This window comes from Microcella sp. (assembly GCF_046296455.1).
In the GTDB taxonomy this organism is placed as follows: Bacteria; Actinomycetota; Actinomycetes; order Actinomycetales; family Microbacteriaceae; genus Microcella.
Map to the genome: position 1 here is coordinate 1 of NZ_JBKBLF010000040.1, position 12,436 is coordinate 12,436.

General features: G+C 71.2%; 12 protein-coding genes and 1 pseudogene. 8 read left to right on the plus strand and 5 right to left on the minus strand.

Features of this window, described 5'->3' with window-relative positions:
* Both ACK4HH_RS12895 and ACK4HH_RS12900 read right to left on the minus strand, forming a co-directional pair.
* The coding region (locus ACK4HH_RS12895; protein ID WP_409652674.1) for a PadR family transcriptional regulator at positions 1–415 on the minus strand (415 nt) is incomplete at its 3' end.
* Entirely contained in the window at positions 412–1,278 is an 867-nt protein-coding gene (locus ACK4HH_RS12900; protein WP_409652676.1) for a DUF4097 family beta strand repeat-containing protein, read from the minus strand. The genes ACK4HH_RS12895 and ACK4HH_RS12900, both read right to left, overlap by 4 nt.
* A gap of 165 nt (positions 1,279–1,443) precedes the next feature.
* On the opposite strand from ACK4HH_RS12900, the gene ACK4HH_RS12905 reads away from it, so the two are divergent.
* Positions 1,444–2,190: a MerR family transcriptional regulator gene (locus tag ACK4HH_RS12905; RefSeq protein WP_409652679.1), complete on the plus strand. Its 747-nt coding sequence runs from the start codon at positions 1,444–1,446 to the stop codon at positions 2,188–2,190.
* On the opposite strand, the gene ACK4HH_RS12910 is transcribed toward ACK4HH_RS12905, so the two are convergent.
* On the minus strand, positions 2,166–2,306 hold the full coding sequence (locus ACK4HH_RS12910; protein WP_409652682.1) for a hypothetical protein: 141 nt from the start codon (positions 2,304–2,306) through the stop codon (positions 2,166–2,168). The genes ACK4HH_RS12905 and ACK4HH_RS12910 overlap by 25 nt on opposite strands.
* A complete protein-coding gene (locus ACK4HH_RS12915; protein WP_409652685.1) occupies positions 2,303–2,938 on the minus strand; it encodes a YczE/YyaS/YitT family protein in 636 nt (211 codons plus the stop codon). Before ACK4HH_RS12915 ends, ACK4HH_RS12910 begins: the two co-directional genes overlap by 4 nt.
* Positions 2,939–3,000: 62 nt before the next feature.
* Between ACK4HH_RS12915 and ACK4HH_RS12920 the strand changes: the two genes are divergently transcribed.
* The 6 genes from ACK4HH_RS12920 to ACK4HH_RS12945 all read left to right on the plus strand — a co-directional run bounded on the left by ACK4HH_RS12920 (position 3,001) and on the right by ACK4HH_RS12945 (position 11,111).
* Positions 3,001–4,452, plus strand: a complete 1,452-nt coding sequence (locus tag ACK4HH_RS12920) for a PLP-dependent aminotransferase family protein (RefSeq protein ID WP_409652688.1) — start codon at positions 3,001–3,003, stop codon at positions 4,450–4,452.
* Between the two features lie 167 nt (positions 4,453–4,619).
* A complete protein-coding gene (locus tag ACK4HH_RS12925) occupies positions 4,620–7,748 on the plus strand; it encodes an efflux RND transporter permease subunit (RefSeq protein WP_409652691.1) in 3,129 nt (1,042 codons plus the stop codon).
* Positions 7,749–7,824: 76 nt separating this feature from the next.
* Positions 7,825–8,805, plus strand: a complete 981-nt coding sequence (locus ACK4HH_RS12930) for an ion transporter (RefSeq protein WP_409652694.1) — start codon at positions 7,825–7,827, stop codon at positions 8,803–8,805.
* Positions 8,805–10,019, plus strand: coding sequence for a hypothetical protein (locus ACK4HH_RS12935; protein ID WP_409652697.1), 1,215 nt, complete (start codon positions 8,805–8,807; stop codon positions 10,017–10,019). Before ACK4HH_RS12930 ends, ACK4HH_RS12935 begins: the two co-directional genes overlap by 1 nt.
* An 11-nt stretch (positions 10,020–10,030) precedes the next feature.
* Complete coding sequence (locus ACK4HH_RS12940; protein WP_409652700.1) at positions 10,031–10,714, plus strand: hypothetical protein; 684 nt, start codon at positions 10,031–10,033, stop codon at positions 10,712–10,714.
* A 16-nt stretch (positions 10,715–10,730) separates the two neighbouring features.
* A complete protein-coding gene (locus ACK4HH_RS12945; RefSeq protein ID WP_409652703.1) occupies positions 10,731–11,111 on the plus strand; it encodes a glycosyltransferase 61 family protein in 381 nt (126 codons plus the stop codon).
* 6 nt (positions 11,112–11,117) lie between these two features.
* On the opposite strand, the gene ACK4HH_RS12950 is transcribed toward ACK4HH_RS12945, so the two are convergent.
* Positions 11,118–11,576 carry a GNAT family N-acetyltransferase gene (locus ACK4HH_RS12950; protein ID WP_409652706.1) on the minus strand — a complete coding sequence of 153 codons (459 nt, stop codon included), beginning with the start codon at positions 11,574–11,576 and terminating at the stop codon, positions 11,118–11,120.
* A gap of 225 nt (positions 11,577–11,801) precedes the next feature.
* Here ACK4HH_RS12950 and ACK4HH_RS12955 point away from each other — a divergent pair.
* Positions 11,802–12,436: pseudogene (locus tag ACK4HH_RS12955) on the plus strand (ATP-dependent helicase); the annotation flags it as partial.

The following is a 12,436-nucleotide window of genomic DNA, read 5'->3' on the forward strand; positions in this document are numbered from 1 at the left end:
CCGCCGCCGCGAACCGGGCGTCATCGCGCGCCTCGCGCGCCGCCGCCGCGAGCTCGGCCCGCAGTGTCGACATCGCCTCGCTCACCGACGACCGCACCTCATCGGCCAGGCGCCGCACCGAATCGCCGATGCCGTTCTCGATGCCCTCGAGCTCGTCGCGCCGGTCGTTCAGCTCGGCACGCCCCGCCTCGGTGATCGCGTAGACCGTCTTGCGGCCATCCGATTGCTTCGTCACCAGCCCCTCGGCCTCGAGCTTCGCCAGCCGCGGATAGATCGTGCCCGCCGAGGGCACATACGTGCCCCCGAAGCGATCGCTCAAGGCCTGGATGATCTCGTAGCCGTGCATCGCACGCTCATCGAGCACGAACAGCAGGTACAGCCGCAAGTGCCCGTGGCCGAAGACCGCGGGGCTCACGCCGACGCCTCGGAGGTCGACGCGTCGGCAGCAGCAGAGTCAGCCGCACCAGCCTGGGCAGCACCGGCCCGATCGGTGTGCACGATCGCCACGTCGCCCGACACCGAGTCGGCGCGCACCTCGGTGAACGAGCCGGCGAGTTGCCCGTAGCGCCCCGTGTACTTGCCCTTGACCCCGGTGATCTGCGCGTCGTCGAGCTGCAGGCGCCCCGTGAGCGTCGTGATCGAGTACTGCGCCGGCGTGCCGGCGTCGAGCCGCACCGTCAGGTCGCCCGACACCGTGCTGTTGCGCACCCGGTCCGGAGCCCCGTGCAGGTCGACGATGACGTCGGCCGAGACCCCGTCGCACGTGAAGCGCGGAATCGACCCCGACGCCGTCACATCGCCGCCGACCGTCTGGATGCTCAGCTCACCCTCGTGCGCCCGCACCGAGACCTCGGCGCTCACCGCGTGAATCGACAGATCGCCCACCATGCGGTCGAGCACGATGTCGCCGTTGACCGTGTTGATCGAGGCGCTGCTGTGCAGGCCGCTGATGAGCCCCTCCGCCGACACGACATTGAAGTTGAGCGCGATGCTGCGCGGCACCAGAATGCTCACCTCGGCCCGCGCCTTGCCGCTGAACAGCCGAAAGTTGTCGAAGAGCGTCTCCCACTTCAGCTGCGGGTGGTCGACCACGAGCGTGTCGCCCTCGAGCGCCACCTTCAGGTCGCGGCCCGCCACGGCGTGCACCTCGACGCGCGCGCCGGGCTCGTCGTGGGCGACGATGTCGATCTGCCCGCCGATCAGTCCGACCTTGAGCCCGCGCACGAGCTCCAGATCGATGACGGTCGGTTCGGTGACGATCCAAGTCTGCTGGGCCATGCGGTGCTCCTCGCTCGTGCCGGACGCGAACCTGCGCCGGGCATCCATGTCGCGATATATCGCGTTCTCGAGTCGTCACGATATATCGCGTCTTGCCCGAGCGCAAGCGCCGAACCGCCCATGCCGCTTGACCTTGACGCTGCGTCAACCTCTACCGTGAACCGCATGCAGTGGTCCATCCAGCAGATCGCCCGGTTGTCGGGCACCACGAGCCGCACCCTGCGGCACTACGACGACCTCGGGCTGCTTCCTCCGACGAGCATCGGCGCCAACGGCTACCGGTACTACGACGAGGCGGCGCTCACGCGGCTGCAGCGAATCCTGCTGCTCCGCGAACTCGGGCTCGGGCTGCCCGCGATCGCCGAGGTGCTCGCCGGGCAGACCGACGACACCGCGGCGCTCGAGGCGCACTTGCGCTGGCTCGAGCAGGAGCGCGATCGGGTCGACCGCCAGATCGCGAGCGTGACCACGACGATTCTCAAACTCGAAGGAGGTGAACAACTGATGGCAGACGAGATGCTCGACGGCTTCGACCACTCCGTCTACAAGGACGAGGTCGAGCAGCGCTGGGGCGCCGAGGCCTACGCCAATAGCGACCGCTGGTGGCGCGGGCTCGGCGCCGAGGGCCAGGCCGCGTTCCGGGCCGAGGCCGCCGCGATCGAGGCGGGGCTTCGGGATGCCCGCGCATCCGGCACGCCCGTCGCAGCCCCGGCGGTGCAGGGCATCATCGCCCGGCACTACGCCTGGGTGCGCGCGGGCTGGGGCGACGCGACGCCGAGCGCGGAGGCGTACCTCGGGCTCGGCGACATGTACGTCGCCGACCCGCGCTTCGCGAAGCACTACGGCGGCGCCGAAGGCGCCGAGTACGTGCGCGACGCGATGCGGGTCTACGCGGCGAGCGAGCTCGCGTAGAACCCGTGGTGCGAGCGGACGGGTACGGGCCCGTACCCGTCTCTCGCCACCACCTCGATCGTGGCGAGTACCGCCCACAGGGCGAGGCCGCCGAGCGCGATCGTGAGCGAGATCATGCGGTCACCTCCATCGGTCGAGTCGGCTCGGGAACCCGCAGTCGCGGCAGCGTGACGCCCACCATGGGGCCGATGAGCAGGGCGAAGGCGACCGTGCCGAAGCCGACCGTGCCGCCGAGCAGCCAGCCGATGGCGAGCACCGTCACCTCGACGCCCGTGCGCACCTTCCAGATCTTCCAGCCGAAGCGCGCGTGCGCGCCCGTCATGAGGCCGTCGCGCGGGCCGGGGCCGAAGCGCGCCCCGATGTAGAGGCCCGTCGCCACGGCGAGCAGGGCGAGGCCGCCGGCGAACATGAGCCACTGCGCCCACAGTCCCTCGGGGGTCTCGATCACGAGCATCGCGAGGTCGAGCACGGGCCCGATGAGCAGCACGTTGAGCACGGTGCCGATGCCCGGCTTCTGGCGGATAGGGATCCAGAGCAGCAGTACGGCCGCCCCGATGAGCACGACGATGAGGCCGATCGACCAGCCCGTCTGCACCTCGAGGCCCTGGGCGAAGACCGTCCACGGGTCGAGGCCGACATCGGCCCGGATGAGCAGCGCGACGGCGATCCCGTAGAAGAAGAGCCCGAGGAGCAGCTGCCCCCAGCGGCGGACGAGGATGCGGCGCGGTGCGGTGCCGGTTGCGGTCATGGGCCCATCCTGCTCGCCTGATTGGACTGCCCACAAGATGCCAATTCGGGTACAGTGGCCGCATGACGACCCTGTCTGCCCGCGCATTGGCCTCCCAACTGGGCGCCTGGCGCCCGAGCGGCACGACGCCCATCTACGAGGCGCTCGCCGATCGCATCCGGCTGCTCATTCTCGACGGCCGCATCACGCTCGGCACACGGCTGCCCGCCGAGCGCCTGCTCGCCGAGCACGAGTCGCTCAGCCGCACCACCGTCGCGAGCGCCTACGCGCGGTTGCGCGAGCTCGGCTACGCGCAGAGCGTGCGCGGCTCGGGCACCGTCGCCCGGCTGCCGCGCGGCTTCGCCGAGGGCGTGCCCGCGCTCGGCGAGACCGCGGGCCCCGGCATGCTCGACCTCTCGAAGGCCACCCTGCCCGCCATCCCCATCGTCGCCGAGGCCGCGCGCGAAGCGGCCGAGCTGCTGCCCGCGCACCTGCACGAGAGCGGATTCGACCCCGTGGGCCTGCGCGTGCTGCGCCAGGCGATCGCCGACCGCTACACCGCGCGCGGCCTGCCGACCGAGGCCGACGAGATCATGATCACGCTCGGCGCCCAGCACGCCATCGCGCTCATCGCCCGTACCGTGCTCTCGCGCGGCGACCGCGCCCTCGTCGAGGCACCGAGCTACCCGCACGCCGTCGAAGCCCTGCAGCTCGCCGGCGCGCGCCTCGTCACCGTGCCCGTCACGACCGACGAGGGCTGGAACGACGAAGTGCTTGAGCAGGTCGTGCCCCGCACGGCGCCCGCGCTCGCGTACCTCATGCCCGACTTCCACAACCCCACGGGCCGCACGATGCCTCCCGAGCAGCGCGCCCGGCTGCACGAGCTCGCCGCCGCGCACGGCACCCTGCTGCTCGTCGACGAGACCATGAGCGAGCTCGGCTTCGACCGCGCCGAGCAGCCCGCGCCCTTCGCCGTGGGCGCGGCCGAGCGCGGCGCGAGCGTCGTCACGGTCGGCTCGGTCGGCAAGAGCATCTGGGGCGGCGTGCGCCTCGGCTGGATCCGCGCCGAGCGCGACCTCATCACGCGCCTCTCGCTCGCGCGCCTCGCCGGCGACCTCGGCTCGCCCGTGCTCGAGCAGCTCGTGCTGCTACGCCTGCTCGAGAGCTACGACCGGGTGCTGGATGCCCGCCGCGAGCAGCTGCGCGCCGGCCACTCGCTCATGCTCACCGAGCTGCAGCAGCGCTTTCCCACCTGGTCGGTGCCACGGGTCGACGGCGGCCTGAGCCTGTGGGTGAACCTCGGGGCGCCGGTCAGCTCGCAGCTCGCGCTCGCCGCGCGCGCCGAAGGACTGCTCGTGGGCGCCGGCCCGCGCTTCGGCCTCGACGGCGCCTTCGAGCGCTTCGTGCGCCTGCCGTTCTGCCACCCGGCCGAGGTCACGATCCCGGCCCTCGACCTGCTGCAGCGCGCGTGGCACGGTGTGGGCACGCGTGAGCCGATCGCGGCCTCAGAGGAGCTGCTCGCGGCGGTCGTGTAGCGTGAGCGGGCATCCTGACCGATCGGTCTGATTCGGGGTGCACATCTATCGTTCGCTGTGTGAATACTCAGCGTGCGCTGGGATGCTGACCCGCGCACCGTCGCGCATCGACCTGCCCCCACACAGCCACCTCGGGCTCTTCTGCCCGCCGTACGACCGGAGTAACCGTGCACCTTCTTTCGGTGTTCAGCCTGCGCAACCGCGCGCTCATCGCTCTGGTCACGATCGTCGTGGGCCTGTTCGGCGGCCTGGCGCTCACGACCCTCAAGCAAGAGCTCATTCCGACGATCTCGGCCTCGCAGATCGTCATCGTCACGCAGTACCCCGGCGCGGCGCCTGAGATCGTCGAGCAAGACGTCTCGACCCCGATCGAGACCGCCATTCAGGGCGTCAGCGGGCTCGACGCCTCGAACGCGACCTCAAGCACGGGCTTCTCGGTCGTCTCGGCCTCGTTCGACTTCGGCGCCGACATCGTGCGTGCCGAGCAGCGCGTACAGCTCGCCGTCAACCGCCTCGACCTGCCCGCCGATGTCGAGCCGCAGGTGATCGTCGGCTCGATCGACGACCTGCCCGTGCTGCAGATCGCCGTCACGAGCGACCTCAGCGCCGCCGACCTCGACGCCGCGCTCGAGAACCAGGCCGTGCCCGACCTCACCGACCTCGTCGGCGTGCGCGAGGTCTCGGTGCAGGGCGCCCTCGGCCAGCGCGTCACGATCACGCCCGACGCCGACGAGCTGCGCAGCCTGGGCCTCTCGAACACCGACATCACCGACGCGCTCGAGGCCTACGGCGTGCTGCTGCCCGCCGGCTCGATCACCGAAGACGACCGCACGCTCGTCGTGCTCTCGGGCGTGCGCATCGCGTCGCTCGACGAGCTCGCCGCACTGCCGCTCATCGGTGCCGAGAGCGCCGAGCTCACAACCATCGCCGATGTCGCCGAGGTCGCGATCGTCGACGACCCCGTCACCAACTACAGCCGCGTCAACGGCGAAGGGGCCCTGACGATCGGCGTCACCAAGACCCCCGCGGGCAACACCGTCGACGTCTCGCGCGCGGTGCAAGAGGCCCTGCCGGCGATCGCCGAGGCGATCGGTTCGAACACCGAGTTCACGATCGTGTTCGACCAGGCGCCGTTCATCGAGAAGTCGATCGAGTCGCTCGCCGTCGAAGGCGTGCTCGGCCTCGTCTTCGCCGTCATCGTGATCCTCGTGTTCCTGCTGTCGATCCGCTCGACGCTCGTCACGGCCATCTCGATCCCCACCTCGGTGCTGCTGACCTTCATCGGCATGCAGGTGTCGGGATACTCGCTCAACATCATCACCCTCGGCGCGCTCACGATCTCGATCGGCCGCGTCGTCGACGACTCGATCGTCGTCGTCGAGAACATCAAGCGCCACCTCGGCCTCGGGGAAGACAAGAAGACCGCGATCCTCACGGGCGTCAAGGAGGTCGCCACGGCGATCACCGCCTCGACCGTCACGACGATCGCCGTGTTCCTGCCGCTCGCCCTCGTGGGCGATGTCACGGGCGAGCTGTTCCGGCCCTTCGCCCTCACGACGACGATTGCGCTCGCCGCTTCGCTCTTCGTCTCGCTCACGATCGTGCCCGTGCTCGCCTACTGGTTCTTGCGCGCCCCCAAGGCGAAAAAGGTCGGCGCGCACGCCGCGCCCGACGAGGCCGTCGAGGCCGCTCCGCTCTCGATCGACGAAGAGTCGGCGCGCCCGACGCTGCTGCAGCGCGGCTACCTGCCGGTCATCCGCTGGACGCTGAAGTTCCCGGCCATCACGCTGCTCATGTCGATCGTCATCCTCGTCGGCACCGGGTTCCTCGCCACGGGCCTCAAGACGACCTTCATCGGCAACTCGGGCCAGAACACCCTCACGGTCACGCAGACGCTCGAGAACGGCGCGAGCCTCGAAGCGCTCGACGAGGCCGCCACGACGGTCGAGTCGACCCTGCTCGACATCGAGGGCATCGAGACCGTGCAGGCCTCGATCGGTTCGGGCCAGGGCTCGCTCGCCGCGATCTTCGGCGGCGGCAGCGACATCACCTTCTCGATCACGACCGACGCCGACGCCGACCAAGACGCCCTCCAGGCGACGGTTCGGGATGCGCTGGCCGACATCAGCGACGCCGGCGAGATCAGCGTGCAGGCCTCGGGCGGTGGCGGCGGCTTCGGCTCGAGCGACATCGAGGTCGACATCACGGCCGCGAACCGCGCCGACCTCGAAGAAGCGGCGCAAGACGTGCTCGACGCCGTGCGCGAGCTCGACGTGACCGCCGAAGCCACGAGCAACCTCGCCGAGACGCAGCCCTACCTGGCGATCCGCGTCGACCGCGAGCGCGCCGCCGAGCTCGGTCTGAGCGAGGTTGCCGTGGGCGGCATCGTGACCGCGGCGATGTTCCCCGCCTCGGTCGGGTCGGTCGTGCTCGACGAGAAGAACCTGTCGATCTTCCTGCCCAACCCCGATGCGCCCACGACGGCCGAAGAGTTGCGTGATTTCAGCATCCCGACCGCCATCGGCCCGCAGCCGCTCTCTGAGCTCGCGACGGTCGACGAGCAAGAGGGGCCCGCGAGCATCACGACCATCCGCGGCACGCGCAGCGCGACCGTCACCATCACGCCCGCCACCGACGACACCGGCACGGCCTCGGCGCTCGTGCAGGCCGCGGTCGACGAGATCGAGCTTCCCGACAGCGCCTCGGCGAGCCTCGGCGGCGTCACCGCGCAGCAGGGCGACGCGTTCAGCCAGCTCGGGCTCGCGCTGCTCGCGGCGATCCTCATCGTCTACGTCGTCATGGTCGCGACCTTCAAGAGCCTGCGTCAGCCGCTGCTGCTGCTCATCTCGGTGCCGTTCGCGGCGACGGGTGCGATCGGCCTGCAGGTCATCTCGGGCATCCCGCTCGGTGTGCCCTCGCTCATCGGCGTGCTCATGCTCATCGGTATCGTCGTGACGAACGCGATCGTGCTCATCGACCTCGTCAACCAGTACCGCGAGCGCGGCATGCGCGCCCGCGAGGCGATCATCGAGGGCTCGTCGCGGCGACTGCGGCCGATCCTCATGACGGCCGCCGCGACGATCTTCGCCCTCCTGCCGCTGGGCCTTGGCCTGACCGGCAGCGGCGGGTTCATCTCGCAGCCGCTCGCCGTCATCGTCATTGGCGGACTCATCTCGTCGACCCTGCTCACGCTCGTCGTGCTGCCGGCCCTGTACTACGTCGTCGAGGGCGCGAAAGAGCGCCGCGAAGACCGTCGGGCGAAGAAGGCGGCAGCGGCCTCCGCGGCCTCTGACTGAGCGCCGGCGGTCGCGCGTACCGCGGGCGGTCGGGGTGTTGCTAGCGTGAGCACACCCCGACCGAAAGCGATTCGCCATGACCGCTCCTGCCCCCACTGATTCCGCCGCCACGATGGTCTCTCCGGGAGTCTTCACGACCGCAACCGTGCAGCTTGCGCCGTACCGCATCCAGTGGCTCGCGCGCCTCATGTACGGCAACGTCTTCGAGATCGTCGTCATCGCGGTCATCATCGCCAACGCGACCGCGCTCGCCATCCTGACCTACGACGACGTCGCGCCCGGCGTCGCCGCCGTGGCCACCGCCATCGACCGCGCGGCCCTCGTGTTCTACACGATCGAGGTCGTGCTGCGCATCGTCTCGTACGGCACGAAGCCGTGGATGTTCTTCCGCAACCCGTGGAACGTCTTCGACTTCCTCATCGTCGTGCTCATCCCGTTCCTCGACGGCGGCACGGTCATCTTCCGGCTCGTGCGCCTGCTGCGCATCCTGCGCATCTTCCGCTTCCTGCCCGAAGCGCGCATCCTCATGCTCTCGATGATCAAGTCGGTTGCGCCGCTCGCGAGCCTCGGCGTGCTCATCGGGTTCCTCATGTTCATCTACGCCATGGCGGGCGTCTACCTCTTCGGTGAGGCCGTGCCCGACCGCTGGGGCGACATCGGCACCGCCATGGTGACGCTCACCGTCATGCTCACGCTCGAGAACTTTCCCGACTCGTTCCTCGGCGGGCTCGAGGTCACGCCGTGGGCCCTGCTCTACTTCTTGAGCTACATGTTCTTCATCGTCTTCACGGTGCTCAACATCCTCATCGGCATCGTCATCACCGCCATGGATCAAGCGCGCGAAGAAGTCACGGCCGACCGGGCGAAGGAGGGTCTGCCGACGGCGACGGGTACCATCCACGTGCCGGCGTCGGCACGGGATGCTGGCGCCTCGCACGCAGAGCTCGACGCCCTGGCGGCCGAGCTCGACGGGGTGGCGAGCGCGGGCACCGCATCCCCCGACCACATCCGCCGCATCCGCGACGAGATCGACCGCCTGAAGGCCGCGGCCCGCTGATGCGCGGGCGGCGGTTCGCGGCGGGCGCCCTGGCGACGCTCGCCCTGCTGCTGCTTCCCGCCGCGATCATGGCCCACTGGGCGACGGTGCAGCTCGCCCAGACCGAGCGTTTCGTCGCCGCGCTCGCACCGCTCGCCGAGAACCCCGCGGTGCAAGACCGCATCATCGTCGAGGTCACGGCGCTCGTCGACGACCAGCTCGACATCTCGACCGTCACGGCCGAGTTGCTGAGCGGGCTCGGTGAGGCGCTCGACCTCGGGCCGCGCGCGCAAGACGCTCTCGGGCTCGTGAGCGAGCCGATCGCCGCGGGCATCCGCGCGCTCGTCGACGACGTCGTCGGCGAGGTCGTGCGCTCGCCGGCCTTCGCCTCGGCGTGGGCAGGCTCGGTCGAGGTGCTGCACGCGCAGAGCATCCGGTTGCTTGCCGGCGACCCCGACTCGCTGCTGGCCCTCGATCGCGACGGCACGCTGAGCCTGCCCCTCGGGCCGATCGTCGCCGAGGTGCGCGCGGCACTCGTTGCGCAGGGCGTGCCGTTCGCGGCCGCCATTCCCGAGGTCGACCGCGCGATCGTCATCGCCGAGGTGCCCAACCTCGCCCTCGCGCGCGTCGTCTACCAGCTGGGCATCTCGATCGGAACCTGGCTGCCCTGGATCTGCGCCGGCCTGCTCGTCGGCGCCCTGGTGCTCAGCCCGCGCCGGCCGCTCATGCTGCGCACGCTCGGTGTGCTCGCCGCCGTGGTCACGGGTCTGCTCGCGATCGGGTTCGCGGTGGGGCGCACCGTGCTGACCGCGCTCGTCGAGCCCACCTCGTCGACGCTCGTCGGGGCCGTCTACGACGCCGTGCTCGGCTACGCCACGTCGATCATCGGCGGGCTGCTCGCGCTCGCCGTGATCGCCGCCCTCGTCGGCTGGTGGCTCGGCGCCTCGCCCTCCGCCACGGCCACACGGCAGATCGTCGGCCGCGGGCTCACCGCGGCGCGCGCGGCGCGGGCGACGGCGGGTGTCTCGCTCGGTCGACTCGGCGAATGGATGCGCGCCGAGCGCGTCATGGTGCGCTTCACGCTGCTCGCCCTCGGTGCGCTGCCCGCGCTGCTCATCGTTCCCCTCTCGGTGACCACTGTGCTCGGCAGCGCGGCCCTCGTGCTCGGGCTGCTCGTCGTCGCCGAGGTGCTCATGAGCGAGGGGGCGGCGGCCGACGCGCTCGGCCCCGTGTAGGGTCTCGCCGTATGGGCCTGTTCCGACGCACTGCCGACGATTGGCGGGCGCGCCTGCGCACGATCGACGAGGCGAGGGCAGACGGTGCCGACTGGCATCGCGCGACAGCGGCTGAGCCGTATCCCCTGCCGGCTCCGCAGCAGTTCGGCGAGCGGGCCGTGCCCGTCGAGCAGTTCTTCGAGACCCGCATGCCCGAACGCGGCGTGCTCGAGGTGTCTGCCGGCACCATCGTCGGCTCGGGCGGCTGGGTGCTCGACGCGGCGGGCCGAGGCCTGCACGAGCTCACCTGGTTCGGTTCGCGCGCCGACCTCATCACCGACCCCGAGGCGCCGCCGCTGCCCGACCGGCGCGCACGCCGACGGCGGGGCACGGCGCTCGTGCTCATGAGCACGTGGGGCGAGCACTACGGCCATTTCGTCCCCGACGCGCTCGGTCGGCTCGCCGTGGTGCGCGCGGCCGGCATCGATTTTGACCAGATCGACACGATCGTGGTTCCCGACCACCGTTCGGCCGAGGGCGACCGCGTGCTGCGCCGCCTCGGACTCGACGACGACCGACTCGTGCGCCTCGCGCGCGGCGAGCAGGTGCGCGCCGACCGGGTGCTCGCGCCGACCTTGCCGGGCCTGCGGCGGCAGTACCTGCCGATGGTTCCCCGGCTGTTCCGCGCGAGCCTCGGCGACCCCGTCCCGGGGTAGCCGCCGGTTGCTCGTCGTGCGGCGCGGCTATGAGCGCGAGCCGGTCGAGCAAGCGGCGATCGAGCAGCTCGCCCTCGCCCGCGGATTCGAGCTGTACGACCCCATGCAGAGCGACGATCAGGCGGCCGACTTCGCCGCCGCGGCCGTCGTGGTGGGCGTCAGCGGGTCGGCCCTCACCGGGCTCGTGCACTGCGCGCCCGGCACTGCCGTGGTCGAGCTGTTCAGCGACGCGCACCTCTACGGCTATTACTGCTCGCTCGCCGCGGCGGGCGACCTGCGCTACGGCGCCGTCATCGGCCGCTCCGACGACGCGCCCCGCGACATGGGGCCGAGCGCCGCACCGTTCTCGCTCGACCTCGACGCGGTCACCGCCGCGCTCGACTGGGCCGTGGCCTGAGCCGCGTTAGGCGAGCGCCTTCTGCATGCACACGCTGAACTCGTCGCCCACATAGGGGCCGAAGTTCTCGATGTGGTGGTACCCGCGCCGCTCGTAAAGCGCGATCGCGGCCAGCTGCTTCGGGCCAGTCTCTAACTGCAGGGTGTGGATGCTCTGCGCGCGCGCGGCCGCCTCGAGAGCATCCATCACCGCCGTCGCAACGCCCTGGCCGCGCCCGCTCTCGGCCACGAACAGCCGCTTGAGCTCACCCGTGCCGTCGCCCCGATCGACGAGCGCCGCCATGCCGGTCGCCGTACCCGCGCCGTCGCGTGCGACGAACACCGTCACCCCCTCGGCGGTCAGCTCGTCGAGGTCGAGCATGTAGCAACTGTCGGCCGGGTAGAGGCTCAGGGCGTAGGCGTCGCCGGCCCGCAGCATCGCCTCGATCTCGGGCTGGCGAGGGTCTTCGACGGTCACGGTGGTCACGATGCGCCCAGAATATGCCCGTCGGCGCGGGAGTCGGGTACCCTGAAGGGTCGGCTAGAGACGAAGCGGGGGTTGCCCCGTGAACGTGTGCGTCTCCGGGCCGGTATTCCCCCGCCGATCGGCGGTGCGGAAATCACCTCGAGTTGTGACGGCCCCCAGCCTACGAATGCCTGGGATCGCGGCGTGCGCGCCGACGAAGCACCTTGCGTTACCCCAGAAAGAACCATGCCTCAGAACAACAAGGGCGGCGCTGCGCGCGCGCCCCAGAATTCCCGTTCCGCTGCCCCCCGATCGGCCGCGCCCCGCGCCGCCGCGCCCGGATCCCGCAGCCCGAAGCACCGCGGCTACCGCCCCGACGAGGCCGCCGCGCCCGAGAAGAAGGCCCGCTGGAGCCGCGACGAGCGCGTCGACCGCGGCCACGCGCCCGAGCGCGCGCGCCCCGAGCGCGACGATCGCCCGGCGCGCGACGACCGGGCTGCCCGCCCGGCGCGCGACGATCGCGCCCCGAAGTCGTTCGATCGCGATGCGCGCCCTGCCCGCTCCTTCGACCGCGATGCGCGGCCGCAGCGTGACGATCGTGCCGGTCGCCCGGCCCGCGACGACCGAGGGGCTCGCCCCGCGCGCGACGACCGGGACCCGCGCTCGTTCGACCGCGACGCGCGTCCCGCGCGCTCCTTCGACCGCGACGCCCGCCCCCAGCGTGACGACCGCGCCGGCCGTCCGGCCCGTGACGACCGTGCCGCGCGTCCGGCCCGCGACGACCGGTACAGCAACGACCGCGGCTTCCGCGCGGCCGCGACTGGCGGTCGCCCGGCTCGACCCGCCCGCGACGGCGACGCGCGCGACGGTGCCGCCCGAAC